The organism is Pseudomonas sp. D47 (genome assembly GCF_045447305.1).
Taxonomy (GTDB): Bacteria; Pseudomonadota; Gammaproteobacteria; order Pseudomonadales; family Pseudomonadaceae; genus Aquipseudomonas.
On record NZ_JBJGXU010000009.1, the window covers coordinates 46,976 to 73,498 of the forward strand.

The 26,523-nt window shown below is 58.5% G+C and carries 25 protein-coding genes; 16 read left to right on the plus strand and 9 right to left on the minus strand.

Annotation, left to right across the window (positions count from 1 at the left end; all coding sequences use genetic code 11):
- Positions 1–3: 3 nt before the first annotated feature.
- From ACI77I_RS08980 to ACI77I_RS08995, 4 genes are all read right to left on the minus strand, one after another.
- Complete coding sequence (locus tag ACI77I_RS08980) at positions 4–1,548, minus strand: ABC transporter substrate-binding protein (RefSeq protein ID WP_371917669.1); 1,545 nt, start codon at positions 1,546–1,548, stop codon at positions 4–6.
- A 363-nt stretch (positions 1,549–1,911) separates the two neighbouring features.
- The gene (locus ACI77I_RS08985; protein ID WP_406997350.1) at positions 1,912–3,540 is read right to left on the minus strand and encodes an ABC transporter substrate-binding protein; all 1,629 of its coding nucleotides are present in this window, start codon (positions 3,538–3,540) and stop codon (positions 1,912–1,914) included.
- A gap of 258 nt (positions 3,541–3,798) precedes the next feature.
- Entirely contained in the window at positions 3,799–5,400 is a 1,602-nt protein-coding gene (locus ACI77I_RS08990) for an ABC transporter substrate-binding protein (RefSeq protein ID WP_263274505.1), read from the minus strand.
- A 90-nt stretch (positions 5,401–5,490) separates the two neighbouring features.
- Complete coding sequence (locus tag ACI77I_RS08995; protein WP_094950392.1) at positions 5,491–6,207, minus strand: SIMPL domain-containing protein; 717 nt, start codon at positions 6,205–6,207, stop codon at positions 5,491–5,493.
- 205 nt (positions 6,208–6,412) lie between these two features.
- Here ACI77I_RS08995 and ACI77I_RS09000 point away from each other — a divergent pair, with 205 nt between their 5' ends.
- From ACI77I_RS09000 to ACI77I_RS09010, 3 genes are all read left to right on the plus strand, one after another.
- On the plus strand, positions 6,413–7,675 hold the full coding sequence (locus tag ACI77I_RS09000) for an ATP-binding protein (RefSeq protein ID WP_242154457.1): 1,263 nt from the start codon (positions 6,413–6,415) through the stop codon (positions 7,673–7,675).
- Entirely contained in the window at positions 7,668–8,228 is a 561-nt protein-coding gene (locus ACI77I_RS09005; RefSeq protein WP_003171731.1) for a response regulator transcription factor, read from the plus strand. The genes ACI77I_RS09000 and ACI77I_RS09005 overlap by 8 nt, the downstream gene beginning before the upstream one ends.
- 100 nt (positions 8,229–8,328) lie before the next feature.
- Positions 8,329–10,053: an ABC transporter ATP-binding protein/permease gene (locus tag ACI77I_RS09010; RefSeq protein ID WP_406997351.1), complete on the plus strand. Its 1,725-nt coding sequence runs from the start codon at positions 8,329–8,331 to the stop codon at positions 10,051–10,053.
- Positions 10,054–10,233: 180 nt separating this feature from the next.
- Here ACI77I_RS09010 and ACI77I_RS09015 read toward each other — a convergent pair whose 3' ends face one another.
- Positions 10,234–10,671, minus strand: a complete 438-nt coding sequence (locus ACI77I_RS09015; RefSeq protein WP_094950395.1) for a YhcB family protein — start codon at positions 10,669–10,671, stop codon at positions 10,234–10,236.
- A 147-nt stretch (positions 10,672–10,818) separates the two neighbouring features.
- On the opposite strand from ACI77I_RS09015, the gene ACI77I_RS09020 reads away from it, so the two are divergent.
- The 3 genes from ACI77I_RS09020 (at position 10,819) to zapE (ending at position 14,002) form a co-directional block, all read left to right on the plus strand.
- A complete protein-coding gene (locus tag ACI77I_RS09020; protein WP_406997352.1) occupies positions 10,819–11,448 on the plus strand; it encodes an alpha/beta hydrolase in 630 nt (209 codons plus the stop codon).
- A gap of 24 nt (positions 11,449–11,472) precedes the next feature.
- Entirely contained in the window at positions 11,473–12,828 is a 1,356-nt protein-coding gene (locus ACI77I_RS09025; protein WP_406997353.1) for a tryptophan--tRNA ligase, read from the plus strand.
- A 79-nt stretch (positions 12,829–12,907) separates the two neighbouring features.
- Positions 12,908–14,002 carry a cell division protein ZapE gene (gene zapE, locus ACI77I_RS09030; RefSeq protein ID WP_012722199.1) on the plus strand — a complete coding sequence of 365 codons (1,095 nt, stop codon included), beginning with the start codon at positions 12,908–12,910 and terminating at the stop codon, positions 14,000–14,002.
- A 60-nt stretch (positions 14,003–14,062) separates the two neighbouring features.
- Here zapE and ACI77I_RS09035 read toward each other — a convergent pair whose 3' ends face one another.
- Positions 14,063–14,296: a hypothetical protein gene (locus ACI77I_RS09035; RefSeq protein WP_094950398.1), complete on the minus strand. Its 234-nt coding sequence runs from the start codon at positions 14,294–14,296 to the stop codon at positions 14,063–14,065.
- Between the two features lie 274 nt (positions 14,297–14,570).
- On the minus strand, positions 14,571–15,491 hold the full coding sequence (locus ACI77I_RS09040) for a GlxA family transcriptional regulator (RefSeq protein WP_176462922.1): 921 nt from the start codon (positions 15,489–15,491) through the stop codon (positions 14,571–14,573).
- Between the two features lie 220 nt (positions 15,492–15,711).
- Between ACI77I_RS09040 and ACI77I_RS09045 the strand changes: the two genes are divergently transcribed.
- On the plus strand, positions 15,712–16,848 hold the full coding sequence (locus ACI77I_RS09045) for an acyl-CoA dehydrogenase family protein (RefSeq protein ID WP_406997354.1): 1,137 nt from the start codon (positions 15,712–15,714) through the stop codon (positions 16,846–16,848).
- 116 nt (positions 16,849–16,964) lie between these two features.
- Here the strand turns inward: ACI77I_RS09045 and ACI77I_RS09050 are convergent, their stop codons facing one another.
- Positions 16,965–18,005, minus strand: a complete 1,041-nt coding sequence (locus ACI77I_RS09050) for an NADP(H)-dependent aldo-keto reductase (protein ID WP_406997355.1) — start codon at positions 18,003–18,005, stop codon at positions 16,965–16,967.
- Positions 18,006–18,253: 248 nt separating this feature from the next.
- Here ACI77I_RS09050 and rplM point away from each other — a divergent pair, with 248 nt between their 5' ends.
- The 8 genes from rplM (at position 18,254) to ACI77I_RS09090 (ending at position 24,051) form a co-directional block, all read left to right on the plus strand.
- Entirely contained in the window at positions 18,254–18,682 is a 429-nt protein-coding gene (rplM, locus tag ACI77I_RS09055) for a 50S ribosomal protein L13 (RefSeq protein WP_003171742.1), read from the plus strand.
- Positions 18,683–18,696: 14 nt separating this feature from the next.
- Entirely contained in the window at positions 18,697–19,089 is a 393-nt protein-coding gene (rpsI, locus tag ACI77I_RS09060; protein ID WP_003216038.1) for a 30S ribosomal protein S9, read from the plus strand.
- Between the two features lie 265 nt (positions 19,090–19,354).
- Positions 19,355–19,951, plus strand: coding sequence for a ubiquinol-cytochrome c reductase iron-sulfur subunit (petA, locus tag ACI77I_RS09065; protein ID WP_094950402.1), 597 nt, complete (start codon positions 19,355–19,357; stop codon positions 19,949–19,951).
- A complete protein-coding gene (locus tag ACI77I_RS09070) occupies positions 19,951–21,162 on the plus strand; it encodes a cytochrome bc complex cytochrome b subunit (protein ID WP_094950403.1) in 1,212 nt (403 codons plus the stop codon). The genes petA and ACI77I_RS09070 overlap by 1 nt, the downstream gene beginning before the upstream one ends.
- Positions 21,162–21,941, plus strand: a complete 780-nt coding sequence (locus ACI77I_RS09075) for a cytochrome c1 (protein ID WP_094950404.1) — start codon at positions 21,162–21,164, stop codon at positions 21,939–21,941. The genes ACI77I_RS09070 and ACI77I_RS09075 overlap by 1 nt, the downstream gene beginning before the upstream one ends.
- Before the next feature lie 149 nt (positions 21,942–22,090).
- Positions 22,091–22,708 (plus strand): glutathione S-transferase N-terminal domain-containing protein, encoded by a 618-nt coding sequence (locus ACI77I_RS09080; protein WP_027604841.1) that lies wholly within the window; start codon positions 22,091–22,093, stop codon positions 22,706–22,708.
- A 17-nt stretch (positions 22,709–22,725) separates the two neighbouring features.
- The gene (locus tag ACI77I_RS09085; RefSeq protein WP_094950405.1) at positions 22,726–23,145 is read left to right on the plus strand and encodes a ClpXP protease specificity-enhancing factor; all 420 of its coding nucleotides are present in this window, start codon (positions 22,726–22,728) and stop codon (positions 23,143–23,145) included.
- A 159-nt stretch (positions 23,146–23,304) separates the two neighbouring features.
- Complete coding sequence (locus ACI77I_RS09090) at positions 23,305–24,051, plus strand: FadR/GntR family transcriptional regulator (RefSeq protein ID WP_083360156.1); 747 nt, start codon at positions 23,305–23,307, stop codon at positions 24,049–24,051.
- Positions 24,052–24,184: 133 nt separating this feature from the next.
- Here the strand turns inward: ACI77I_RS09090 and ACI77I_RS09095 are convergent, their stop codons facing one another.
- Positions 24,185–25,342 carry a phospholipase gene (locus ACI77I_RS09095; protein ID WP_406997356.1) on the minus strand — a complete coding sequence of 386 codons (1,158 nt, stop codon included), beginning with the start codon at positions 25,340–25,342 and terminating at the stop codon, positions 24,185–24,187.
- Positions 25,343–25,578: 236 nt separating this feature from the next.
- Here ACI77I_RS09095 and kdgD point away from each other — a divergent pair, with 236 nt between their 5' ends.
- Positions 25,579–26,490 (plus strand): 5-dehydro-4-deoxyglucarate dehydratase, encoded by a 912-nt coding sequence (gene kdgD / locus ACI77I_RS09100; protein WP_064450699.1) that lies wholly within the window; start codon positions 25,579–25,581, stop codon positions 26,488–26,490.
- Positions 26,491–26,523 lie beyond the last annotated feature (33 nt).

The following is a 26,523-nucleotide window of genomic DNA, read 5'->3' on the forward strand; positions in this document are numbered from 1 at the left end:
TTCTTATGGGGTGATACTGACGCCCGAGAACACGTTGCGGCCGAAGGGGCTGACTTTGAACCCTTCAACTTTGGCGCTTAACGGCTGGTTGACCGTCGAGTGGGCGACTGGCGTGATCGGCACCTGTGTTTTAAGCAGTTGCTGCGCCTGTTTGTACAGAACAGTCCTTTGTTCGCGGTCGGTGACGACCTTGGCTTGCTTGATCAGCTTGTCGTACGCCGGGTCACACCACATGGAGTAGTTGTTCCCGCCGATGGCGTCGCAGCTATACAGGGTGCCCAACCAGTTGTCCGGGTCACCGTTGTCGCCGGTCCAGCCGATCAGGCTGATATCGTGCTCACCGTTCTTGGTGCGCTTGATGTATTCGCCCCACTCGTAGCTGACGATCTTGACCTTGAGGCCGATCTTGGCCCAGTCGCTTTGCAGCATCTCGGCCATCAGTTTGGCGTTGGGGTTGTACGGCCGTTGCACCGGCATCGCCCACAGGGTGATCTCGGTGCCTTCCTTCACGCCGGCAGCCTTGAGCAGTGCCTTGGCTTTTTCCGGGTCGTAGGCGGCGTCCTTGATGGTGTCGTCGTAGGACCACTGGGTCGGCGGCATGGCGTTGACCGCCAGCTGACCGGCGCCCTGGTACACGGCGTTGAGGATGCTCTGCTTGTTCACCGCCATGTCCAGCGCCTGGCGCACTTCGAGCTGGTCGAAGGGTTTGTGGCGCACGTTGTAGGCGATGTAGCCGAGGTTGAAGCCCGGCTTGGTCAGCAATTGCAGATTCGGGTCGGCCTTGAGAGCGTCGACGTCGGCCGGGCGCGGATGCAGGGTGATCTGGCATTCGCCGGCCTTGAGCTTCTGTACCCGCACCGATGCGTCGGTGTTGATCGCAAAAATCAGCTGGTCGAGCTTCACGCGGCTCGGGTCCCAGTACTGTTTGTTGCCCACATAACGAATCTGCGAGTCTTTCTGGTAGCGCTGGAACACAAACGGGCCAGTGCCGATCGGCTTCTGGTTGATGTCGCTCGGTTTGCCTTCTTTAAGCAGCTGCTCGGCGTACTCGGCCGACAGAATCGAGGCAAAGCTCATGGCGATGTTTTGTACGAACGCGGCGTCGACCGTGTTCAGGGTCATCACCACGGTGTAAGGGTCGGTTTTCTCGACCTTGGCAATGTTCTTGTTCAGGCTCATCCCGGTGAAGTACGGGAACTCGGTGGGGTAGGCCTTGCGAAACGGGTATTCAGGGTCAAGCATACGGTTGAAGGTGAACAGCACGTCGTCGGCGTTGAAGTCGCGCGTCGGCTTGAACTCCTTGTTGCTGTGGAACTTCACCCCTTCACGCAGGTGGAAGGTGTAAGTCAGGCCGTCTTCGGAAATATCCCACTTGGTTGCCAGCCCAGGTACCACATTGGTTGAGCCCTTTTCGAATTCAACCAAGCGGTTGTACAGCGGCTCGGCGGCATCGTTGTCGGTGGCGGTGGTGTATTGCGCGGTGTCAAACCCTGCCGGACTGCCTTCAGAGCAGAACACCAGGCTCTTCTTGTCGGCGGCTTGGCCCATCGTAGCCACAGCCAGCAGGCTGGTGCCAAAAATTGCGGATAGAACGGTGGTATGGCGCATGACGATCCCAATCCTTGTTTGTTGTTGTCATCAGCGAGCAATCACCCAGGCTTTTGCCTGGGAGACATCACTGATCCCACACACAGCAAGTGCCTTTCCGTGCTTGGTGCTTCTGCTGTCCTACGACGTTATGGGTCTCGGACTTCGCAGTAAATACGCCAAAACGGATTGACCTTGTAGGTAACGGATGCACAGGTCGCGGCTCATTGCTGTAGGACGGCAACGTTTCGGATGTGGTCTGTTTCCTATGGTCCAGGCGGATGCAATAACGGCGACGTTATGACGCGTCGCCGTTACTAATCCTTACTTGCCGCTTACGCTCACGCCGTAGAAGGAGTTCAAGCCAAACGGGCTGATCTTGAAGTCCTGCACGGTGTTGCGCATGGGTTGATACACCGTCGAGTGCGCGATAGGTGTCAACGGGACTGCATCTTTGAGGATATGTTGCGCCTGCTTGTACAGCTCGGTGCGTTTGGCGACATCCGATGTGGCCTTGGCATCTTTCACGAGGCCATCGAATTTTTTGTCACACCATTTGGAGAAGTTGTTACCGGCCAGCGAGTCGCAACCGAACATTACGTTCAGCCAGTTGTCCGGGTCACCATTGTCGCCGCTCCAGCCAATCAGCATGGCCTGGTTCTCGCCGCCTTTGGCGCGCTTGACGTACTCGCCCCACTCGTAGCTGACGATGTTGACCTTCAGGCCGATCTGTTTCCAGTCGTTCTGCAGCATCTCAGCCATCAGCTTGGCGTTCGGGTTGTACGGACGCTGAACCGGCATCGCCCACAGGGTGATTTCGGTGCCGTCCTTGATACCGGCTTCCTTGAGCAAAGCCTTGGCTTTGGTCACATCGTACGGAACATCTTTGATGGTGGTGTCGTAGGACCATTGGGTTGGTGGCATGGCGTTGACGGCCAGTTGGCCAGCGCCCTGGTAAACCGAATCGATGATCTGCTGCTTGTTTACCGACATGTCCAGGGCTTGACGCACGCGCAGGTCCGACAGCGGGTTAGGCGCAGTCTGGCCTTTGAGCACCGGCATTACGTTGTAGGCGATGTAACCCAGGTTGAAACCGGCCTGGTTCGGCATTTTCAGGTCTTTGTCTTCGCTCAGCGTCTTCAGGTCGGCTGGACGTGGGAACAGAGTGATCTGGCATTCGTTTTTCTTGAGCTTCTGGATACGCACCGACGGGTCAGTGGTGATGGCGAAGATCAGGTTGTCGATCTTCACATCTTCAGGTTTCCAGTAATCCTTGTTGCCGGTGAAACGGATGTTGGAGTCTTTCTGGTAGCTCTTGAACACGAACGGACCAGTGCCGACCGGCTTCTGGTTAATGTCCTGGGCCCTGCCTTCCTTCAACAGTTGGGCGGCATATTCAGCCGACTGGATCGAAGCGAAGCTCATTGCCATGTTCTGGATGAAAGCAGCGTCCACGGTGCCAAGGATGAACTTGACGGTGTGGTCATCGACTTTCTCGATGTTCTTGATGTTGGTGTCCATCCCCATGTCCGTGAAGTACGGGAACTCGGTGGGGGAGGCTTTGCGGAACGGGTCGTCCTTGTTGATCATGCGGTTGAACGTGAACTGCACGTCATCGGCATTGAAGGTACGGGTCGGCTTGAAGTACGCAGTGGTGTGGAACTTGACGCCTTCGCGCAGGTGGAAGGTGTACGTCAGGCCATCCGGGGACACGTCCCAGCTGGTGGCCAGCCCAGGAACAACAGCGGTGCCGCCGCGTTCGAACTGGGTCAGACGGTTGAACATGGTTTCGGCCGAAGCATCGAAGTCTGTTCCGGTGGTGTACTGGGCGGCGTCGAAACCGGCCGGGCTCCCTTCGGAGCAGAACACCAGGTTAGTCGCCGCTTGGGCGAATGGGGCTGCGGCCATAAGGCCAGCGCTCACTAAAAGCGGAATGACTGCGTGTTTAAGCATGTTGGCCTCATGATTTGTTGTCATTTTTGGTGGTGAGGGCGACCTCGTGAGTCGGCCTGCGGATACTTATGCAGGCGCCATACCCATTGCAAGATGCTGAACCGTCGCGAGAGCCAAACTGTGGTACGAACGTACAGGAATGTCGCATTTATGAAAGTTTGTACATAAATGCATATATATAGAGGGTTTTTTCAGTGCATTTGACGCACCAAAAAAGCCCGACCGAGGCGTCTGGCGCACTCGGTTGGGGCGTCGCTGTTACTTATCTAGACTGACACCATAAAACGGTGTCAGGCCAAACGGGCTGATCTTGAAGTTCTGCACTTCTTTGCGAATAGGCTGGAAAACCGTCGAGTTTGCGATAGGCGTTATAGGTACTTGTTCCTTAAGGATTTTCTGTGCCTGTTGATACCACTTGATGCGCTGCTCACGGTCACTGCTGACCTTGGCCTGTTGCACCAGTTTGTCGTAGGCCGGGTTACACCATTTAGCGTAGTTGCTGCCCTTGACCGCGGCACAACTGTAGAGCACGCCAAGCCAGTTATCCGGGTCGCCGTTGTCGCCGGTCCAGCCGTAAATCATCGCGTCGTGCTCGCCATTTTTGGCGCGCTTGATGTATTCGCCCCACTCGTAGCTAACGATATTGGCTTTGATACCGACTTTTTCCCAATCCTGTTGGATCATTTGTGCCGACATTCGCGCGTTGGGGTTCGAGGCGCGCTGCACAGTCATCGCCCACAGATTGATGGTGGTACCTGGTGCAACCCCTGCTTCTTTTAGTAGCGCCCGCGCCTTGGTCGGGTCGTACGGCGCGTCCTTGATGTTGGGGTCATAAGACCACTGCGCCGGTGGCAGTGCGTTCTGCGCCAATTGCCCGGCGCTTTGGTAAACAGCCTTGATAATCGCCGGTTTGTCGATGGCCATGTCCAGGGCCTGGCGCACTTTGAGCTGGTCCAGCGGCGGGTGAGTGACGTTGTACGCCAGAAAGCCCAAGTTGAAACCGGCTTGCTGCAGCACGCGCAGATTCGGGTCCTGCTTCATCACTTCAATGTCGGCGGGGCGTGGGTAGCCGCTGACCTGGCATTCGCCGGCCTTGAGTTTCTGCAAGCGCGAGGCCGCGTCCGGGGTGATGGCGAACACCAGGTTGTCGAGCTTCACATCCTCGGGCTTCCAATACTGTTTATTGGCCGCGTAGCGAATCTGCGAGTCTTTCTGGTAGCGCTTGAACACAAACGGCCCGGTGCCTACGGGCTTTTGATTGATATCCGAAGCCTTGCCTTCTTTTAATAGCTGCGCGGCGTATTCGGCCGATTGCACCGAAGCAAAGCTCATCGCCAGGTTCTGCACGAACGAGGCATCGACGTTGTTCAGGTTGAAACGCACGGTGTGATCGTCGAGTTTTTCGAGGTTTTTGATCGTGGTGTTCAAGCCCATGTCGGTGAAGTACGGCGACTCGGACGGGTAGGCCTTGCGAAAGGGGCTGTCGGCATCCAGCAGGCGGTTGAAGGTAAACAGCACGTCATCCGCGTTGAAGTCGCGGGTAGGGGTGAAGTAGTCGGTGGTGTGGAACTTGACGCCATCGCGCAGATGAAAGGTGTAGGTCAGGCCGTCTTTGGATACCTCCCAGCTCGTGGCCAGGCCGGGTTCGACTTCGGTGCCGCCGCGCTTGAACTGGGTCAGGCGGTTGAACACGGTTTCGGCGGAAGCATCGAAGTCGGTGCCGCTGGTGTACTGGCTGGGGTCGAAGCCGGCGGGGCTGGCTTCCGAGCAGTAGACCAGGGTGCTGGCCGCTTGGGCCATCGGCATAAAAGCCAGCAGGCTTGCAGCCAGGAGTAGCGGTTTGAACGCAGAACTTTGCATGGAAACTCCTGAAGTAGCAGGCCTATAAAGCCGCCCAAACAAAAACGGCGGTCACCGAGGTTACCGCCGTTCAGGTTTGTCAGGTAGAGGTCACTGCATCTGTACTTCGATCACGCCATCAGCGCTCATGTTGACCTGGCTGGTGCCGGCTTCGACTTCCGGCGTCGGCGCCGAATCCGCCATGGCTGCTTTCATCATCATCCCGCCACTGCGGGCGTAAGGCATCGGATAGCCATTGGTGTTGAAGTTCAGGTTAACGATCTTGTAGCCCTTGCCGCCCAGCGCATCGGTGGCCAGTTGGGCGCGCGCTTTGAAGGCGGCAACCGCGTCTTTGAGCAATGCATCTTCGCTGGCCTTGCGCGTGTTGTCGGCGATGGCGAAGTCCATGTTTTCCATTTTCAGGGTATTGAGCAGCTCGCCGGTAAGCTTGGACAGCGCCGGGAAGTCCGCACTCTCCAGGCGCAGCTCGGCGCGCTCACGCCAGCCGGTGATCTTCTGATTCTTGTTGTCGTAGATCGGGTAGCTGCTACGGCTGCCCTGGCGCAGGGTCACGCCTTTGACTTCGCGCGCTTCGCCAAGGGCCTTGTTCAGGGTGGTGGTGATTTCGGCGGCGAGCTTGGCCGGGTCGGTATTTTGCGACTCGGTATAAAGCGTGACGATCATCTTGTCGCGGGCCACTTCCTGGCTGACCTCGGCGCGCAGGGATATCTGGTTGTAATGCAGCTCATCGGCGGCCATCGCCGGGAGGGTGGCCAGGGCGCTGGCGCTCAGGGTCAGTACGGCTGCACTGCGAGTGAAACGAGACATGGAAGCTCCTTGGGATAGTCGTGTTCGGTATGACTGTAGACGGTGCTGTCGGGTTCTTCGGGTTTACACATTCGCTACAAGTTGTGGGGGCGCCGACGAACGGTCATTCGCTCGGCCTGCGTCAAAGAGCCACACGCGCCGTGCCAGGCGGCCTGCTTCGTTTATACTCCTGGCGATCCGCCTGCAGCGCTCACCGGGAGAGCTCATGCTCGCCGCCGTAAAACTGACTTCCGCCACCCGCCAGAACCTCTGGCGCCTGACGTTCATTCGTACCCTGGTACTGGCCGCACAGGCCGGTTCCGTCGGGCTCGCGTATTGGTTCGACCTGCTGCCATTGCCGTGGCTGCAGCTGGCCGTGACCCTCGGCTTTTCCACCGTGCTGTGTGTGTTTACGGCCATTCGGCTGCGTACCACCTGGCCGGTGACCGAGCTGGAATACGCCCTGCAGTTGGCTTGCGACCTGTTTATCCACAGTGTGCTGCTGTATTTCTCCGGTGGTTCCACCAACCCGTTCGTCTCGTATTACCTGGTGCCACTGACCATTGCCGCCGTGACCTTGCCATGGCGCTACTCGGTGGTGCTGTCGGGTATCGCGCTGATGCTGTACACCTTGCTGCTGGCACAGTTCTACCCGTTGCAGACCTTCCCTATCGCTAGGGAAAATCTGCAGATTTATGGGATGTGGCTGAGCTTTGCGCTGTCTGCGGCGGTGATTACTTTCTTTGCCGCGCGCATGGCCGAAGAGCTGCGTCGCCAGGAAGAATTACGCGCCATTCGCCGCGAAGAAGGCCTGCGTGACCAGCAACTCCTGGCCGTCGCCACCCAGGCCGCCGGTGCCGCTCACGAGCTGGGCACGCCGTTGGCGACCATGAGCGTACTGCTCAAGGAAATGACCCAGGACCATCACGACCCGGCCCTGCAAGAAGATTTGAGCGTGCTGCAGGAACAGGTCAAGCAGTGCAAGCTGACCCTGCAGCAACTGGTGCGCGCCGCCGAAGCCAATCGCCGCCTGGCGGTGGAAATGCAGGACGTGACCCAGTGGCTCGACGAAGCCCTGAACCGCTGGCACCTGATGCGCCCCGAAGCCAGTTACCGCTTCAACCTGCTGGGCCAGGGCAGCGTGCCGCGCATGGCGCCGCCGCCGGACCTGACCCAAGCCTTGCTCAATCTGCTCAACAACGCTGCCGACGCCTGCCCCGAAGGGCTGGGCGTGCAGCTGGATTGGGATGCCGAAGACGTGACCATCAGTATTCGTGACCACGGCGCTGGCGTGCCGCTGGCCATTGCCGAGCAGATCGGTAAACCCTTTTTTACCACCAAGGGCAAAGGCTTCGGCCTCGGCCTGTTTTTGAGCAAGGCCAGCGTGACCCGCGCGGGCGGCTCAGTGAAGCTCTATAGTCATGAGGAAGGTGGCACGCTCACCGAGCTGCGCCTGCCCCGTGTCGCACGAGGAGATATCGATGAGTGACGAGATCCAAGTCGAAGGCGAAGAACTGCCGCACCTGTTGCTGGTAGATGACGATGCCACCTTTACCCGCGTGATGGCGCGTGCCATGAGCCGCCGTGGTTTCCGCGTAAGCACCGCAGGCTCGGCCGAAGAAGGCCTGACCATCGCCCAGGCCGATTTGCCGGACTACGCCGCGCTCGACCTGAAAATGGACGGCGACTCCGGGCTGGTGCTACTGCCTAAACTGCTGGAACTCGACCCGGAAATGCGCGTGGTGATCCTCACCGGCTACTCCAGCATCGCCACCGCTGTCGAGGCCATCAAGCGCGGCGCCTGCAACTACCTGTGCAAGCCGGCAGACGCCGACGACGTGCTGGCCGCCTTGCTCTCCGAGCACGCTGACCTCGATACCCTGGTGCCGGAAAACCCGATGTCGGTGGACCGCCTGCAGTGGGAACACATCCAGCGCGTACTGACCGAGCACGAAGGCAATATCTCCGCCACCGCCCGCGCCCTGGGCATGCACCGACGGACTTTGCAGCGCAAGCTGCAGAAGCGCCCAGTACGGCGCTGAACAAAGTCTGAACAATCCGCTTCAGGCCGCAGGGAGCTCTGAACCGATCGTCTATGATCGGTTCAAACGCCTGTCATCTTTTCCCTATCGAGCCTGAACGATGAATCAGAACGCTGAGTATGGCGCGGTCAATGACGCGGTGCGTGGGCAATTCTTGCGCCGAACCTGGGCGATGATCACGCCCTATTGGCGCAGTGAAGAGAAGGGCAAGGCTTGGTTGCTACTGGCTGCACTGGTTGGCCTGTCGCTGTTCAGCGTGGCGATCTCGGTGTGGATCAACCACTGGTACAAGGATTTCTACAACGCCCTGGAGAAGAAGGACACCGCCGCCTTCTGGCAGTTGATCGGCTATTTTGGCGGGATTGCCGCCGTGGCGATTCTCGGCGCGGTATACCGCCTGTACCTGACCCAGATGCTGACCATTCGCTGGCGTGCCTGGCTCACCGAAAAGCACTTCGCACGGTGGCTCGCCGACAAGAACTACTACCAGCTGGAGCAGGGCGGTTACACCGATAACCCAGACCAGCGAATATCCGAAGACCTCAATAACTTCACCTCGAACACGTTGGGCCTGGGCCTGGGTCTGCTGCGCAATATCGTCAGCCTGGTGTCCTTCTCGATTATTTTGTGGGGCGTTTCCGGCAGCATCGAGGTGTTTGGCTTTACCATCCCGGGTTACATGTTCTGGTGTGCGCTGGTCTACGCCGGGATCGGCAGTTGGATAACCCACTTGATCGGCCGTCGCTTGATCGGCCTGAGCAACCAACAGCAACGCTTCGAAGCGGACCTGCGTTTCTCCATGGTGCGCGTGCGCGAGAATGCCGAGAGCATCGCCCTGTATAACGGCGAGCCGAATGAAAACCAGCGCTTGAGCGCACGTTTCGGCAAGGTCTGGCGCAACTTCTGGGACATTATGAAAGTGTCCAAGCGCCTGACCTTCTTCACCGCCGGGTATGAACAGATCGCAACCATCTTTCCCTTCATCGTCGCTGCGCCGCGCTATTTCGCCGGCAAGATCGAACTGGGTGAGCTGATGCAAATCAACTCGGCGTTCGGCAATGTGCAGGGCAACTTCAGCTGGTTTATCAGCGCTTACGCTGACCTCGCCAGCTGGCGCGCGACCAGTGATCGTCTGCTCAGCTTCCACCAGGCCATGAGTGAAAACGAGCAGCGTGCCCCGGCCATTGATGTGCGCCCGGAAGGCGAGCGTCTGGTGGTGAAAGACTTGGGCATGGACTTGGCCGACGGTCGCCACTTGCTGACCGATGGCGACATGACCGTGGAGCCGGGCGAGCGTGTGATGCTCAGCGGGCGTTCCGGCAGCGGTAAAAGTACCTTGCTGCGCGCCATGGGGCACTTGTGGCCGGCGGGCCACGGCAGCATCCGCCTGCCGGCGGCGCGTTACCTGTTCCTGCCGCAGAAACCGTATCTGCCGATTGGCACCCTGAAGGCCGCGCTGAGTTATCCACAGGCCGACAGCGTCTACCCGCCGGAACGTTATGCACAGGTGCTCGAAACCTGCCGCTTGCCGCACTTGGTCGGCCGTCTGGACGAAGCCAACCACTGGCAACGCATGCTCTCGCCGGGTGAGCAGCAACGCCTGGCGTTTGCCCGCGCGCTGTTGTTTGCACCGCAATGGCTGTACATGGACGAAGCCACCTCGGCGATGGATGAAGAGGATGAGGCAACGTTGTACCAAGCCTTGATCGATGAGTTGCCGGGGCTGAGCATCGTCAGCGTCGGCCATCGCAGCAGCCTCAAGCGCTTCCATGGGCGGCATGTGCGGATCGAGGGTGGGCGTCTTCAGGAGCAACTCGTCTCCTGAGGCCGAACTCGATCAATGTGGGAGCCGGGCTTGCCCGCGATGGCGGTGTAAGCTGGCACACCGCGATCGCAGGCAAGCCAGCTCCCACATTTGATCGGTGTTGGCTGATGAAGTGAGTGCCCAACAAAAAGCCCGGCTGATCATCGATCAGCCGGGCTTTTTTTATTGCTTGAAAATGACTTACTTCTTCAAGCCGTAATGCTCATCCAGCATGCCCGGGGCGTTCGGCGTTTTTGGCGCGTAGTCCCGTGGTGGCTCCTGGTTTTCCCGCGGTGGGGTCAGGCGCTCCCGCGCAGTTTGCGGGGCATCGGAATGCAACGCAGCCAGCAGGCGCTGACGGGTGATGTCGTCGAGGGCCAGGCGGTTGGCGCCATCGGCGAGGTGATCCTGTACTTCCTGGTAGCTCTGGGTGAGCTTCTTGACCAGGGTCGCGGTGCTGTTGAAGTGGGTAACAACCTCGTTCTGATAACTGTCAAAACGTTCCTGAATGTCATCCAACTGACGCTGCGTGCGGTTAGGCGCGGCATTCGGCAGCAGACGGGCAACCAGGAATCCAATGGCGACACCGGCAACCAAGGCGAGAGTCGGCAACAACCAAACTAAGAGCGAGTGTTCCACGAGTCCTTCCTCTATAAACGGCTTTGCTTTACGTTAACGGCTCAAACCTGCGCTGTATACCGCGATTAAGCTCGCAATGATGCCATGCACAGACTTTTAGCTAGACGAGTCGACCCTTTGAGAGGTCACGGAGTTCATTCCTTGCTCATGCGTGAAACCCCCGTTTTGATCGATGGCCCGGTTGGCCAATTGGAAGCCCTGTACCTTGATCACCCCGAGCCACGTGGCCTGGCGCTGATCTGCCACCCTAACCCGGTGCAGGGCGGGACCATGCTCAATAAAGTTGTCTCGACCCTGCAACGCACCGCCCGCGATGCCGGTTTGATTACTTTACGTTTCAATTACCGTGGCGTCGGTGCCAGCGCCGGTACACACGATATGGCCGCCGGTGAAGTGGACGATGCCGAAGCGGCTGCCACCTGGCTGCGGGAAAAACACCCCGACCTGCCGATCACCCTGCTCGGTTTTTCCTTTGGCGGTTACGTGGCCGCCAGCCTCGGCGGCCGTTTGGAAGCCAAGGGTGAAAAGCTCGCAAACCTGTTCATGGTTGCCGCCGCCGTGATGCGCCTGCGCGATACCGACCTGCTGCCCCAAGGCTGCCCATTGACCCTGATCCAGCCGGAAACCGACGAAGTGGTCGACCCGCAGCTGGTCTACGACTGGTCTGGCGCCTTGAAACGCCCCCATGAGCTGCTGAAAGTGGCAGAATGCGGTCACTTTTTTCATGGCAAGCTGACCGATCTCAAGGATCTGGTGCTGCCGCGCCTCTCGAATTGATAGCAGTCTGATAAGCGATTACCCATGACGACTCGTACCCGTATCCTCACCGGCATCACCACCACCGGCACGCCGCACCTGGGCAACTACGCTGGCGCGATCCGCCCGGCGATCCTTGCCAGCCAAGACGCGAATGCCGACTCCTTCTACTTCCTGGCCGACTACCACGCCTTGATCAAGTGCGATGACCCGCAGCGCATCCAGCGCTCGCGTATGGAAATCGCCGCGACCTGGCTGGCCGGTGGCCTGGATGTGAACCGGGTGACTTTCTATCGCCAGTCCGACATCCCGGAAATTCCCGAGCTGACCTGGCTGCTGACCTGCGTCGCCGCCAAGGGCCTGCTCAACCGCGCCCATGCCTACAAGGCCTCGGTGGACAAGAACGTGGAAACCGGTGAAGACCCGGACGCGGGCATCACCATGGGCCTGTACAGCTACCCGGTACTGATGGCGGCGGACATCCTGATGTTCAACGCACACAAAGTGCCGGTCGGTCGCGACCAGATCCAGCACGTGGAAATGGCCCGCGACATCGGCCAGCGTTTCAACCACCTGTTTGGCAACGGTAAAGAATTCTTCACCATGCCCGAGGCGTTGATCGAAGAAAGCGTCGCCACCTTGCCGGGCCTGGATGGCCGCAAGATGTCGAAAAGCTACGACAACACCATCCCGTTGTTCACCAGCGCCAAGGACATGAAAGACGCCATCTCGCGGATCGTCACCGATTCCCGCGCGCCCGGCGAAGCCAAAGACCCGGACAACTCGCACCTGTTCACCCTGTTCCAGGCGTTTGCCACCAAGGCCCAGGAAGAAGAGTTCCGCGCTGAGTTGTTGCAAGGTTTGGGCTGGGGCGAGGCGAAGAGCCGTCTGTTCCAACTGCTCGACAGCCAACTGGGTGAGGCGCGCGAGCGTTATCACCAGTTGATGTCGCGCCCTTCGGACATGGAAGACCTGCTGCTGATCGGCGCCAAGAAGGCCCGTGCCGTAGCGGCGCCGTTCCTGGCCGAGCTGCGTGAGGCGGTGGGCCTGCGTTCATTCGTCAATGAGGCTGCGGCGCCGGTGGCGACCAAGAAGAAAACCGCCAAAACCGCGCGCTTTGTGAGCTTTCGCGAAGACGACGGCAGTTTCCGCTTCCGCTTGCTGGCGGCCGATGGCGAGCAACTGCTGCTGTCGCGCAACTTTGCCGACGGCAAAGCGGCCGGTGCGGTAACCAAGCAATTGCAAAGTGGTGACGCGCTGGACGTGCGAACTGAAGTGCTGAGCTTCAGCGTGTGGCTGGACGGCGCTGCTGTGGCCGACAGTGCGACCTTCGCCGATATGGCATCGCGTGATGCTGCCATCGAAGCCCTGCGCGTCGCGTTGACCCCCATCGAGGATTAACCCGACCAAGGGTTGATTGCCATTCTTCAGGGCCGTCGTTACAGTGACGGCCCGTTTTTGTTGCCTTGCTAACGAAATTATGACGCCCCTAGAACGATATCAAGCTGATCTGAAACGTCCTGAATTCTTCCATGACGCTGCCCAGGAAACTGCGGTGCGTCATTTGCAGCGCCTGTACGACGACCTGGTCGCGGCCTCGCAAAGCAAGCCAGGGATGTTCAGCAAGCTGTTTGGCAAGAAAGACCACACGCCGGTCAAGGGCTTGTACTTCTGGGGTGGCGTGGGCCGCGGCAAGACTTACCTGGTCGACACCTTCTTTGAAGCGCTGCCGTTCAAGGAAAAGGTACGTACGCACTTCCACCGCTTCATGAAGCGCGTGCACGAAGAAATGAAGACCTTGCCGGGCGAGAAAAACCCGCTGACCATCATCGCCAAGCGCTTCTCCGACGAAGCGCGGGTGATCTGCTTCGATGAGTTCTTCGTCTCCGACATCACCGATGCCATGATCCTCGGCACCCTGATGGAAGAGCTGTTCAAGAACGGCGTGACCTTGGTTGCCACCTCGAACATCGTGCCCGACGGCTTGTACAAGGACGGCCTGCAACGCGCGCGCTTCCTGCCGGCCATCGCGCTGATCAAGCAGAACACCGAGATCGTCAACGTCGACAGCGGCGTCGACTACCGCCTGCGTCACCTTGAGCAGGCCGAGCTGTTCCACTTCCCGCTGAACGAAGCGGCGCACGAAAGCCTGAAAAAAAGCTTCCGTGCGCTCACGCCGGAATGCACCCAGGCGGTGGAAAACGACAAGTTGATGATCGAGAACCGCGAAATCATCGCGCTGCGCACCTGCGATGACGTGGCCTGGTTCGAATTCCGCCAACTGTGCGACGGCCCGCGCAGCCAGAACGACTACATCGAACTGGGCAAGATCTTTCACGCGGTGATTTTGAGCGGCGTGGAGCAGATGAGCGTCACCACCGACGACATCGCGCGCCGGTTTATCAACATGGTCGACGAGTTTTACGACCGCAACGTCAAGCTGATCATCTCGGCGGAAGTCGAACTCAAGGACCTCTACACCGGCGGTCGCTTGAACTTTGAATTCCAGCGCACGTTGAGCCGCTTGTTGGAAATGCAGTCCCACGAGTTCCTGTCGCGTGGGCATAAGCCGTAAGCGGTGTGATTGATATAAAAGGCCCGCAGCGATTGCGGGCCTTTTTATTTTGGGTGTTGGTTAAAAAGTGATCTGGTCTTCAGTGGGCGGCGCCGGTTTTACGAGCGTCTTTATGTCACCCTCCACCTTGTAGATCGCGCCGTCCGCCCCCTTAACAAATTCGGGCGCCGCTTCCTCTTCCTTCTTTTTTCGATCCTTTTTTAACTGTTCAGTCTCATTTTCCTTGGATGTAATTGCGCCTGTCTCGTTCGGCTGTACAGCCGACCTGAAAGAGCTGCTTCCTATGGATGACATGATTGAGTCTCCGTCCTAGTTTGAGCCAAGTGAATTTAGAAAAAGCCCTTCGTGATCCGCAGCGCAGTTCGGCAGAAATAGGCGACTTTGTCCTCGCTTAAAATGCCAGAGGTCCTGGGCGTTGCGGGTTCGTCTTCGTCCTGTCTAGCTGTAGGAATTGGAGGTCTTGCAGGCAGGTATTGCTTAAGGCCTTGGTTAAGGCTGCATGGGGTTTTCAGTTCGACCCTGCACCATTGCGGTATGGCAGGGTCGTTTGCATCGTCAGGGGCTGTATCTACGCGGCTTGCTGAAATTGCTGCCGGTACTGGTTTGGCGACAACTCCGTGTGCTGGCGGAACAACCGCGCAAAGAAGCTCGCATCGTCGTAACCCACCTCATAACTGATGGTCTTGATGCTCTTGCGGCTGCCCGAAAGCAAGCCCTTGGCGGTCTCGATGCGCAGGCGTTGCAGGTAATGCAGCGGCTTGTCACCCGTCGCTGTCTGGAAGCGGCGCATAAAGTTGCGAATGCTCATACCGTGTTCCCGGGCGACGTCTTCGAAGCGGAACTTGTCGGCAAAATGCTCTTCGAGCCAGTGCTGGATCTGCAGGATGATCACGTCTTGGTGCAGCTTCTGCCCACCAAACCCGATGCGCCCCGGCGCGTAGCTGCGCTGCACTTCGTAAAGAATATCGCGGGCCACGGCTTGGGCGATGTTGGCGCCGCAGAAACGTTCGATCAAGTAGATGTAGAGGTCGCACGCCGAGGTGGTGCCACCGGCGCAATACAGGTTGTCGGCGTCGGTCAGGTGCTTGTCCTGGTTGAGCTGCACCTTGGGGAAGCGTTCGCTGAAGGCATTGAAGAAGCGCCAGTAAGTGGTCGCCTCCTTGCCATCCAACAGCCCGGCTTCAGCGAGCCAGAACACCCCGGTGGCTTCGCCGCAGAGCACGGCGCCACGGGCGTGTTGCTGGCGCAGCCAAGGCATCACTTGCGGGTAGCGCGTGCACAGCGCGTCGAAGTCATCCCAGAAGGCCGGTAAGACGATGATGTCGGCGTCTTCCAGGCCGCCGTCCACCGGCATGATCACATCACTGAAGCTGCGCACCGATTGCCCGTCGGGGCTGACCAGGCGCGTTTCAAACGCTGGGGTCAGGCCCAGGCCTTGTTGCTTGCCATACCGCAGGCTGGCGAGATGGAAGAAATCCTTGGCTTGCATGAGGGTTGAAGCGAATACCCGATCAATGGCCAAAATGCTGACGCGCCGCAGGGGCGTGGAGATTTGGTTAGACATAATTTCATTTATTCTTATAGGGGAAAGTGGTCACCAGACGGCTGGATCGTCTTATTTTTTGTCGCATGTGTCCAGTGTCCCGTGACGCCTTCGCGGCTTAGTCTCTGTGGTCTGGTCTTTGTCCGACAATCCCCACAGGTGACCCATGATCCCCAGAACCTTGTTCAGCTCGGAGCACGAACTCTTCCGCGAGAGCGTGCGCACCTTCCTCGAAAAACACGCTGCGCCGTTCCATGGGCAATGGGAGAAACAGGGCTACATCGACCGTGATCTGTGGAGCAAGGCAGGGGAGGCGGGCATGCTCTGCTCCCACTTGCCGGAGGAATATGGCGGCCTGGGCGCGGACTTTCTCTACAGCGCGGTAGTGATCGAGGAGATCAGCCGCCTTGGTTTGACCGGCATCGGTTTCTCGCTGCATTCGGACATCGTCGCGCCGTACATCCTGCATTACGGCAGTGAAGCGCTGAAACACAAATACCTGCCCAAATTGATCTCTGGCGAGATGGTCACGGCCATCGCCATGACCGAGCCGGGGGCCGGTTCCGACTTGCAGGGCGTTAAGACCACCGCCGTGTTGGAGGGCGATGAGTACGTGATCAACGGCTCCAAGACCTTTATCACCAACGGCTTTCTCGCCGAGTTGGTGATCGTGGTGGCCAAGACCGATCCCAAGGCCGGTGCGAAGGGCACCAGCCTGTTTCTGGTGGAAGCCGATACGCCGGGCTTCGACAAGGGCAAGCGCCTGGAGAAGGTAGGCATGAAGGCTCAGGACACGTCGGAGTTGTTCTTCCAGGACGTGCGCGTGCCCAAGGAAAATCTGTTGGGTCAGGCGGGCATGGGCTTCGCGTATTTGATGCAGGAGTTGCCCCAGGAGCGTCTGACCGTGGCGATTGGCGCGCTGTCGTCGGCCGAGGCGGCGCTGCAGTGGACCTTGGAATACACCCGCGAGCGCAAGGCGTTCGGCAAGGCGATTGCCGATTTCCAGAACACCCGGTTCAAGCTCGCGGAGATGGCGACTGAGATTCAGATTGGCCGTGTGTTCGTCGACAGGTGCATGGCGTTGCACCTGGAGGGCAAGCTGGACGTGCCTACGGCGGCGATGGCCAAGTATTGGGCCACGGACCTGCAGTGCAAGGTGCTCGATGAGTGCGTGCAGTTGCACGGCGGCTGCGGCTACATGTGGGAATACCCGATTGCGCGGGCCTGGGCGGATGCGCGGGTGCAGCGGATTTATGCGGGGACCAATGAGATCATGAAGGAGATTATCGCGCGGGCGCTTTGAAGGTTTTGTAGTGCTGCGTAAGGCTCTATCGCAGGCAAGCCAGCGCCCACATTTGACTGTGTTCACAGTTCAAAATGTGGGAGCCGGGCTTGCCCGCGATGGGGTTTAGGGATCAATCAAGGCGCGGGGTTCGGATGATCCTTCTGAATCGCCTCAATCCCTTCGAGCACTTCCTTCGACAGCTTCAGGTCAGCACTGGCAATGTTGCTGTCCAGCTGTTCCAGTGTCGTGGCACCAATAATGTTGCTGGTCACAAACGGCTGTTGCGTCACAAAGGCCAGGGCCATCTGTGCCGGGTCCAGACCCTGTTCCCGCGCCAGCGCCACATAACGGCTGCATGCCGCTTCCGACTGCGGGTTGAAGTAACGGCTGAAGCGGCTGTATTCGGTCAGGCGAGCCTTTGCCGGGCGTGCGCCACCTTCGTACTTACCGCTGAGCATGCCGAACGCCAGCGGCGAGTAGGCCAGTAGGCCGCACTGCTCACGCATGGCGACTTCCGCCAGGCCCACTTCAAAGCTGCGGTTGAGCAGGTTGTAGGGGTTCTGGATCGACACCGCGCGTGTCCAGCCACGGGCTTCGGCCAGGGCCAGGAATTTCATAGTGCCCCACGGGGTTTCGTTGGACAGGCCGATGTGGCGGATCTTGCCGGCCTTGACTTGTTCGTCCAGCGCTTCGAGGGTTTCTTCCAGCGGGGTCAGGTCGTCTTCGTCTTTGTGCTTGTAGCTCAGTTGGCCGAAGAAGTTGGTGCTGCGTTCCGGCCAGTGCAGCTGGTAGAGGTCGATCCAGTCGGTTTGCAGGCGTTTGAGGCTGGCATCCAGGGCGTCGACGATGTGTTTGCGGTTGTGGCGCAGGTGGCCGTTGCGGATGTAGTCGATGGTGTTGCCGGGGCCGGCGATTTTACTGGCGAGGATCCAGTCGGCACGGTCGCCGCGGCTTTTGAAGTAATTACCGATGTAGCGCTCGGTGGTGGCATAGGTGTCGGCCTTGGGCGGCACCGGGTACATTTCTGCCGTGTCGAGGAAGTTGATCCCCGCGGCCTTGGCCCGTTCGATCTGCGCGAAGGCCTCTGCCTCGCTGTTCTGCTCGCCCCAGGTCATGGTGCCCAAGGCTATCGCGCTTACGTTCAGATCGGTGCGGCCCAGCTGTCGATAATCCATCCGGTACTCCTTCGGGGAAAACAATCATAAAAGCAGGTTGAATTTTTTTTCGCAATCTGCATAATTGCCCACCTCTTTCTGCAGTGGAAGTGATGCGCCGCCTGCCGAAGAATCTTGCCGTTGAACGGACGCGCCGACCCGAGCCCCCGATAGCGTCTGTATCCGGCTGCCTTTGACTTGTCAAAGTACGCACTATTCAGTAAGATCCGCCGTCTAATTTACAGGGCGGCCCCTGAGGCTATTAAAGAATGACAACTTTTACTGCAAAACCGGAAACAGTTCAGCGCGACTGGTTTGTCGTCGACGCCGCTGGTCAGACCCTGGGTCGTCTGGCCACTGAAGTCGCCAGCCGTCTGCGTGGCAAGCACAAGCCTGAGTACACCCCTCACGTTGACACCGGTGACTACATCGTGATCATCAACGCTGAGCAGGTACGTGTTACCGGCAACAAAGCGCAAGACAAAATGTACTACCGTCACTCCGGTTTCCCAGGCGGTATCAAGTCTTCCAACTTTGAAGGCCTGATTTCCAAGAAGCCTGAAGCCCCGATCGAAATCGCGGTCAAAGGCATGCTGCCGAAGGGCCCACTGGGTCGCGATATGTTTCGCAAGCTGAAAGTCTATGCGGGCGCTGTACACCCTCATGCTGCTCAGCAGCCCCAAGAACTGAAGTTTTAACGGAATAGTTCATTATGTCGGCGACTCAAAATTACGGCACTGGCCGTCGCAAAACCGCAACCGCACGCGTTTTCCTGCGTCCGGGCACTGGTAACATCTCGATCAACAACCGCACTCTGGAAAACTTCTTCGGTCGCGAAACTGCCCGCATGGTAGTTCGTCAGCCGCTGGAATTGACCGAGACAGTTGAAAAGTTCGACATCTACGTCACCGTTATCGGTGGCGGTGTAAGTGGTCAAGCTGGCGCAATCCGCCACGGTATCACTCGCGCTCTGATGCAGTACGACGAAACCCTGCGTGGCGCTCTGCGCAAAGCTGGCTTCGTAACTCGCGATGCTCGTGAAGTTGAACGTAAGAAAGTCGGTCTGCGTAAAGCGCGTAAGCGTCCGCAGTACTCGAAGCGTTAATTCGCTTTACGTTCCACAAAAACGCCCAACTCCTTACGGAGCTGGGCGTTTTTTATTGCCTACGATTTATGCATAAATTTCGCCGTGACAACTTGCCACATCCGTAGACCCCCTATACTACAAGGCCTGGGGAGGGAGCCTTGGGCAATTCCCTTGTCATACGTGGGGCTTTTCATTACCATTCGGCAAAATTTTTATAAGTAAAGATTCAACACTTAGTAGACGCCTGATTTAACAGGCCAAAAAGCTGATGGGAGAGGACTGAATGAGCAATGACGGCGTGAATGCAGGCCGGCGTCGCTTCTTAGTAGCAGCCACATCCGTGGTGGGTGCTGCAGGAGCGGTGGGGGCTGCGGTCCCGTTCGTGGGGTCATGGTTTCCCAGTGCCAAGGCGAAAGCCGCTGGTGCACCGGTGAGGGTGAATGTCAGCAAGATCGACCCAGGCCAGCAGATGATTGCTGAGTGGCGCGGTCAGCCGGTCTTCATCGTTCGTCGTACTGAGGAAATCTTGGGGAATTTGAAGAAAATCGAAGGTCAGCTGTCTGACCCCGACTCGAAGAATTCCGACCAACCCGCCTACGTCGATAAGGAAATTCGTTCGATCAAGCCAGAGATCCTGCTGCTGATCGGTATCTGCACCCACTTGGGTTGCTCGCCTACTTTCCGCCCCGAAGTTGCTCCAGCAGACCTGGGAAAAGACTGGGTTGGGGGCTATTTCTGCCCTTGCCACGGCTCCCACTACGACCTCGCTGGCCGCGTCTACAAGTCACAACCCGCACCACTGAACCTGCCAGTTCCGCCGCATCATTACGAGACTGACAGTGTCATTGTCATTGGCGTCGACGAGGGGGAGAAAGCCTGATGAGCAAGTTCATGGATTGGGTGGATGCGCGCTTCCCCGCTACCAAAATGTGGGAAGACCATCTCAGCAAATATTACGCGCCAAAAAACTTCAACTTCTTCTACTTCTTCGGCTCCCTGGCGCTGTTGGTGTTGGTCAACCAACTCGTCACCGGCGTCTGGCTGACGATGAGCTACACGCCGTCGGCAGAAGAGGCCTTTGCGTCCGTTGAAGGGATCATGCGCGATGTCGAGTACGGCTCGATCTTGCGTCTATTGCACTCCACCGGCGCTTCAGCGTTCTTTATCGTGGTCTACATGCACATGTTCCGTGGCTTGCTCTACGGTTCGTACCAGAAGCCACGCGAGCTGGTGTGGGTGTTTGGCATGCTGATCTACCTGGCGCTGATGGCCGAAGCCTTCATGGGCTACCTGCTGCCGTGGGGCCAGATGTCGTACTGGGGCGCCCAGGTGATCATCTCGCTGTTTGGTGCGATCCCGGTCATCGGTAACGACCTGACCCAGTGGATCCGCGGTGACTACCTGATCTCCGGCATCACCCTGAACCGCTTCTTCGCCTTGCACGTGGTGGCCTTGCCGATCGTGATTCTGGGCTTGGTGGTGCTGCACATTCTGGCGCTGCACGAAGTGGGTTCGAACAACCCGGATGGCGTGGATATCAAGAAACACAAAGACGAAAACGGTATCCCGCTGGATGGTATTCCGTTCCACCCGTACTACACCGTGAAAGATATTGTCGGCGTGGTCGTGTTCCTGTTCATCTTCTGCTCGATCGTGTTCTTTTTCCCGGAGATGGGCGGTTACTTCCTCGAAAAGCCTAACTTCGAACAGGCCAACGCCTTCAAGACGCCTGAGCACATCGCCCCGGTTTGGTACTTCACACCGTTCTACGCCATCTTGCGGGCGATTCCAGACAAGCTAATGGGCGTAGTTGCCATGGGTGCTTCGATTGCTCTGTTGTTTGTACTGCCTTGGCTCGACCGTAGCCCGGTCAAGTCCATGCGCTACAAGGGCTGGTTGAGCAAGATCTGGCTGTGGGTGTTCTGCATCTGCTTCGTGCTGCTGGGTTGGACGGGCGTCAAGGCGCCGACGCCGCAATTAACGTTGCTGTCGCAGGTCTGCACCTTCCTGTACTTCGCCTACTTCATTCTGATGCCGTTCTACACCCGGCTCGAGAAGACCAAACCGGTTCCGGAAAGGGTGACTGGCTGATGAAAAAGTTATTTGTTGCTTTGATGCTTGCGGCACTGCCGCTACTGTCCTTCGCGGCCGAGCATGGCCCCGAGCTGGAAAAAGTCGATATCGACGTGTCTGACAAGGCCGCCATGCAGGACGGGCTGCGTACCTTCAGCAACTACTGCATGGGCTGCCACAGCGCCAAGTTTCAGCGCTACGAGCGTGTCGCCGATGACCTGGGCATCCCCCATGACGTGATGCTCAGCCACGCGGTGTTCACCGGCGCGAAGATCGGCGACCACATGAGCATCGGCATGCAACCGGCTGATGCCAAGGCCTGGTTCGGGGCTGCACCGCCCGACCTGACCCTGGTGGCCCGTGTTCGCGGCACCGATTGGCTCTATGGTTACCTGAAATCCTTCTACGAAGACCCGGCGCGCCCTTATGGCGTCAACAACAAAGTCTTCCCGAACGTCGGTATGCCTAACGTTCTGGTCGGCCTGCAGGGTCGCCAAGTGGTAGGATGCAAGCAGGTTCAGGTCGTCGAAGACGGCAAGAAGCAATATGATCCGTTGACCGGTACGCCTTTGACTCATGAAGCGTGCGATCAACTGACCATCGTGCCCAAGACTGGCGCGCTGAACGAAGAGCAGTTTGACGAGAAGGTCAAGAATCTGGTGACCTTCCTGGCCTACTCGGCCAACCCGGTCAAACTGGAACATCAGCGCATCGGTACCTATGTATTGCTGTACCTGGCTTTCTTCTTTGTTTTCGCCTATCTGCTCAAACGCGAATACTGGAAGGATGTGCATTGATCCAACTGTAAGCAATTGCTGTTAATCTTGCGCGCCCAGCGGCATCTCTGAACACGTAGCGCTCTGGTTGAACCAGGCACTGCAGAGATGCTCTCTGGGCGCGCTCGTTTTTGAGCTTTCGATAATTTCAACAAGCGAGGAGGACCGCCATGGGCGTGACCAACCGGTTGGCCTGTTACTCCGACCCCGCCGACCACTATTCCCACCGAGTACGCATCGTGCTCGCAGAGAAGGGTGTCAGCGCCGAGATCATCAGTGTGGAGGTGGGTCGTCATCCGCCGAAACTGATCGAAGTGAACCCTTACGGCAGCTTGCCCACCCTGGTCGATCGTGACCTGGCGTTGTGGGAGTCAACCGTGGTGATGGAATACCTGGATGAGCGTTACCCGCATCCACCTTTGCTGCCGGTCTACCCGGTGGCGCGTGCCAACAGCCGCCTGCTGATCCATCGGATTCAGCGTGACTGGTGCGGGCTGGTGGATTTGATTCTGGATACACGCAGTAAAGAAGCCGCTCGAGTGCAGGCGCGCAAGGAATTGCGTGAGAGCCTGACCGGTGTTTCGCCGCTGTTCGCCGACAAACCTTTTTTCCTCAGCGAGGAACAAAGCTTGGTGGATTGCTGCCTATTACCCATACTCTGGCGCTTGCCGATCCTGGGCATTGAACTGCCACGGCCGGCCAAGCCGTTGCTTGATTACATGGAGCGCCAGTTTGCGCGTGAGGCTTTCCAGGCGAGTCTGTCTGGCGTCGAACGCGATATGCGCTAAGGCTTAAGGAGCCGCTGATGAACTCCAGTCGACCCTACTTGGTCCGCGCGCTCTATGAGTGGATTGTGGACAACGATTGCACCCCGCACATGTTGGTCAACTCTGAATTCCCCAAGGTTGATGTGCCGCAGGGTTTCGCCAGTGATGGGCAGATCGTGCTGAACGTATCACCCAGTGCTGTGCGCCACCTGCATATGGACAATGAAGCTGTCAGCTTCGAAGGGCGTTTCGGCGGTGTGCCGCATACGCTGTTCGTGCCGATTGGTGCCATCCTCGGGATCTATGCCCGGGAAAATGGCCAGGGCATGGTGTTCGATCTGGAGTCGCCTTTCGAGGACGACGAAGCGATCGAAGGCGAAGGCGGTGATGATGTGCCACCACCAGACTCCGAGCCTCCGCGTCCAAGCGGCCGGCCGAGCCTGAAAGTGGTGAAGTAAGCGGCTTTCACCCTAGGGTGAGCCTGAAAAATGCCTCGACTTGTGTCGGGGCATTTTTTTGCGCGAAGGATGTGGGTGAAAGTCGCGACCGGACGGTGATCGTACAACCGCCATGGGCTATGATGCGGGCTCAAGTTCGCCGAGAAAGATGGATTCATCATGGAAAATGCCAACACCGCCCCTCGTCTTCCCCGCAAGCGCCGCAGCCTTGCCCAGGAATTGGTCACGGTGTTGTCCGAGCAGATTCGCGACGGCCAACTCAAACGCGGCGACAAGTTGCCTACCGAATCCGCAATCATGGAAGCCCATGGGGTCAGCCGCACCGTGGTGCGTGAAGCCATCTCGCGTTTGCAGGCGGCGGGGCAGGTGGAAACCCGCCACGGTATCGGCACTTTTGTATTGGACACGCCAAGCCCCAGCGGCTTCCGGATTGACCCGGCCACGGTGGTGACGCTGCGTGATGTGCTGGCGATTCTGGAGCTGCGTATCAGCCTGGAAGTGGAGTCCGCCGGCCTCGCGGCCTTACGTCGTAGCGACGAACAGCTGGCCGCCATGCGTGCTGCCCTCGACGCCTTGAATGAAAGCGCCGCCCACGCTGGCGATGCTGTCGCGTCAGACTTCGCGTTCCACCTGGAAATTGCGCTGTCCACTGGCAATCGCTACTTCACCGACATCATGACTCACCTGGGCACCAGCATCATTCCGCGTACCCGCTTGAATTCAGCGCGCCTGGCCCATGATGACCAGCAGCACTACATGGGCCGCCTGAGCCGCGAACACGAAGAGATTTATGAGGCGATTGCTCGCCAGGATTCGGACGCGGCACGCGCGGCCATGCGCCTGCATCTGACTAACAGCCGCGAACGGCTGCGCCATGCCCATGAAGAGGCACAAGCGCAGCGCTGATCTAGTGTGGGAGCTGGCTTGCCTGCGATAGCATCACTTCGGTCTGTCTGACAGGTCGAGTCGCCCGCATCGCAGGCAAGCCAGCTTCCACAGTGATCATTCCCACGCAGAGCGTGGGAATGATCAAACCTACTTAGCTCGCAGGTTGGTTTGGCTTGTAGTCCTTGAGCAGCAGGTACGTACTCCAACCCCACCAATCATTGGTCCAGTGCTTGTCGTTCAGGTCATTCACGTCCTTGCGGCGCAGCACCTTGTTGCCTTCCATCTTGAACAGCGGCGAAAAGTTATTCGCCGGGTTCTGCGCCGCGTTCAAATCCGGCACATACAGCGGCGCCTTGAAGTTGGCCGGGGAGGGCGCGACACCGCTGATAAAGGTCTCGAAGATTTCATCTGCCGACGCCTGCACCGCACGTTTGACCATCGCCCGATTGTCCGCGTCGATGGCATCGAAGTAGCGTTTATCCCCATAGGCATGCCATTGATCACCCTTGGCGTTGCGCACCTTGAGCCCAAACTTGCTGTCTTCATCGTGCATGAAGCGGCTGATCAGCGAGCCCAGTTCCCCTGGCGTCACCACGGCCGCCAATTGTTTACGCGGCACGCGCAGGTGGCCGGCGGAAAACAGGTCGGTCAAAAAATGATCAGCAAAGCTGTTCATGGCATAGGCCAATTCCAGTGCCTGGTCGGTGCCGGTTTGATGCGCCACCACCGTCTGTTGCAGCGCCGCCGTATGGCCGGCCAGATAGGCTGACAGTGCCCACTCGCCAAAGTGGTCGGCGTTGTCTGCCGCCAATTTCAGATAGCGCCCCAGCGGAATCAAGGCCGACACCGCACTGCCACCGCCGGTGATGCGGTTCCATTCCTCGGACAACGTATCACCCAGCGCGTCATACGCTTCATGGGGTTGTTTGCCGTCCTTGATCGCCTGCTTGACCGCGTTGATCTCCTTTTGCATCACCGCGAGGATTTTCCCGGCTTCTGCCCGTGAGGCTGGCAGCACAGCCAACGAATTGAACGCAGCGCTAAAGCGTTGCACACGCTCGGCGGGGGAGGCGCCATCGCTGATGGGCTGGCCGGGAATGCCATAGAAGTCACCGCCCAGGGCGATCACCTGGCCGTAGGTCAGTGCCAGCCCGTTGGGCAAGTGCAGCTCGACTTGGTGCGCTGGAATCGCCGGGGCGTCCTTGACGAAACGCAGCAGGGTTTCATCGCCGATAGCAGTGTGTTCACCGCCTTCGAAGCGCAGGGCCGGTGGGATTTTTTCGGGTGCTGCGAGTTCAAGATCTGACATGTTAGCTCCTTGCTATGTCGTAGGAATCTTCCTTAATAACTGTATGTATATACAGTTGTGTCGAGCATAGAGGAAAAAAGTCCTACGTCAAGAAGCCACGTTTAAACACTTAGCCGCAGATGAGGCCCGATGAATTGCAGTTGACGAATAGTTTTATAGTTGTACGATGACGTACGACATCGCCACAACCAACAACAACCTTTCGACAGAAAGTCTTCGCCCAGGGTGTTCGAATAATGAATCCACAAGAACTGAAGTCCATCCTCTCCCACGGTCTGTTGTCTTTCCCCGTGACCGATTTCAATGCGCAGGGTGACTTCCACCAGGCTGGCTACATCAAGCGTCTGGAATGGCTGGCCCCTTACGGCGCCACCGCCTTGTTCGCCGCCGGCGGCACCGGTGAGTTTTTCTCCCTGGCTGCCAGCGAATATTCCCAAGTGGTGAAGACCGCTGTTGATACCTGCGCCACCAGCGTGCCGATCCTTGCCGGCGTCGGTGGTTCGACCCGCCAAGCCATCGAGTACGCCCAGGAAGCCGAGCGCCTGGGCGCCAAAGGCTTGCTGCTGCTGCCGCATTACCTGACCGAAGCCAGCCAGGACGGGGTTGCCGCTCACGTAGAAGCGGTGTGCAAATCGGTCAAGATCGGTGTGGTGGTCTACAACCGCAACGTCTGCCGCCTGACCGCGCCTTTGTTGGAACGCCTGGCTGAGCGCTGCCCTAACCTGATCGGCTACAAAGACGGCCTGGGTGACATCGAGTTGATGGTGTCGATCCGCCGTCGTCTTGGCGACCGTTTCAGCTACCTCGGCGGCCTGCCGACTGCAGAGGTTTACGCCGCTGCCTACAAGGCCTTGGGCGTGCCGGTGTACTCCTCGGCGGTGTTTAACTTCATCCCGAAAACCGCGATGGACTTCTACCACGCGATTGCCAAAGACGATCACGCCACCGTCGGCAAGATCATCGACAACTTCTTTCTGCCTTACCTCGATATCCGCAACCGTAAGGCCGGGTATGCCGTGAGCATCGTCAAGGCCGGTGCAAAAATCGCCGGCTACGACGCAGGCCCGGTGCGCACGCCGCTGACGGACCTGCTGCCGGAAGAATATGAAGCCCTGGCCGCGCTGATCGACAAGCAAGGTCCGCAGTAACTTATCAACAAGGCCGCTGAGAGATCAGCGGCC

Bases quoted from the DNA above. Each gene is read 5' to 3' on its own strand.
- ACI77I_RS08980 (WP_371917669.1), bottom strand. From the start codon at position 1,548: ATGGGCCAAGCCGCCGACAAGAAGAGCCTGGTGTTCTGCTCTGAAGGC.
- ACI77I_RS08985 (WP_406997350.1), bottom strand. From the start codon at position 3,540: ATGCTTAAACACGCAGTCATTCCGCTTTTAGTGAGCGCTGGCCTTATG.
- ACI77I_RS08990 (WP_263274505.1), bottom strand. From the start codon at position 5,400: ATGCAAAGTTCTGCGTTCAAACCGCTACTCCTGGCTGCAAGCCTGCTG.
- ACI77I_RS08995 (WP_094950392.1), bottom strand. From the start codon at position 6,207: ATGTCTCGTTTCACTCGCAGTGCAGCCGTACTGACCCTGAGCGCCAGC.
- ACI77I_RS09000 (WP_242154457.1), top strand. From the start codon at position 6,413: ATGCTCGCCGCCGTAAAACTGACTTCCGCCACCCGCCAGAACCTCTGG.
- ACI77I_RS09005 (WP_003171731.1), top strand. From the start codon at position 7,668: ATGAGTGACGAGATCCAAGTCGAAGGCGAAGAACTGCCGCACCTGTTG.
- ACI77I_RS09010 (WP_406997351.1), top strand. From the start codon at position 8,329: ATGAATCAGAACGCTGAGTATGGCGCGGTCAATGACGCGGTGCGTGGG.
- ACI77I_RS09020 (WP_406997352.1), top strand. From the start codon at position 10,819: ATGCGTGAAACCCCCGTTTTGATCGATGGCCCGGTTGGCCAATTGGAA.
- ACI77I_RS09025 (WP_406997353.1), top strand. From the start codon at position 11,473: ATGACGACTCGTACCCGTATCCTCACCGGCATCACCACCACCGGCACG.
- zapE (WP_012722199.1), top strand. From the start codon at position 12,908: ATGACGCCCCTAGAACGATATCAAGCTGATCTGAAACGTCCTGAATTC.
- ACI77I_RS09035 (WP_094950398.1), bottom strand. From the start codon at position 14,296: ATGTCATCCATAGGAAGCAGCTCTTTCAGGTCGGCTGTACAGCCGAAC.
- ACI77I_RS09040 (WP_176462922.1), bottom strand. From the start codon at position 15,491: ATGCAAGCCAAGGATTTCTTCCATCTCGCCAGCCTGCGGTATGGCAAG.
- ACI77I_RS09045 (WP_406997354.1), top strand. From the start codon at position 15,712: ATGATCCCCAGAACCTTGTTCAGCTCGGAGCACGAACTCTTCCGCGAG.
- ACI77I_RS09050 (WP_406997355.1), bottom strand. From the start codon at position 18,005: ATGGATTATCGACAGCTGGGCCGCACCGATCTGAACGTAAGCGCGATA.
- rplM (WP_003171742.1), top strand. From the start codon at position 18,254: ATGACAACTTTTACTGCAAAACCGGAAACAGTTCAGCGCGACTGGTTT.
- rpsI (WP_003216038.1), top strand. From the start codon at position 18,697: ATGTCGGCGACTCAAAATTACGGCACTGGCCGTCGCAAAACCGCAACC.
- petA (WP_094950402.1), top strand. From the start codon at position 19,355: ATGAGCAATGACGGCGTGAATGCAGGCCGGCGTCGCTTCTTAGTAGCA.
- ACI77I_RS09070 (WP_094950403.1), top strand. From the start codon at position 19,951: ATGAGCAAGTTCATGGATTGGGTGGATGCGCGCTTCCCCGCTACCAAA.
- ACI77I_RS09075 (WP_094950404.1), top strand. From the start codon at position 21,162: ATGAAAAAGTTATTTGTTGCTTTGATGCTTGCGGCACTGCCGCTACTG.
- ACI77I_RS09080 (WP_027604841.1), top strand. From the start codon at position 22,091: ATGGGCGTGACCAACCGGTTGGCCTGTTACTCCGACCCCGCCGACCAC.
- ACI77I_RS09085 (WP_094950405.1), top strand. From the start codon at position 22,726: ATGAACTCCAGTCGACCCTACTTGGTCCGCGCGCTCTATGAGTGGATT.
- ACI77I_RS09090 (WP_083360156.1), top strand. From the start codon at position 23,305: ATGGAAAATGCCAACACCGCCCCTCGTCTTCCCCGCAAGCGCCGCAGC.
- ACI77I_RS09095 (WP_406997356.1), bottom strand. From the start codon at position 25,342: ATGTCAGATCTTGAACTCGCAGCACCCGAAAAAATCCCACCGGCCCTG.
- kdgD (WP_064450699.1), top strand. From the start codon at position 25,579: ATGAATCCACAAGAACTGAAGTCCATCCTCTCCCACGGTCTGTTGTCT.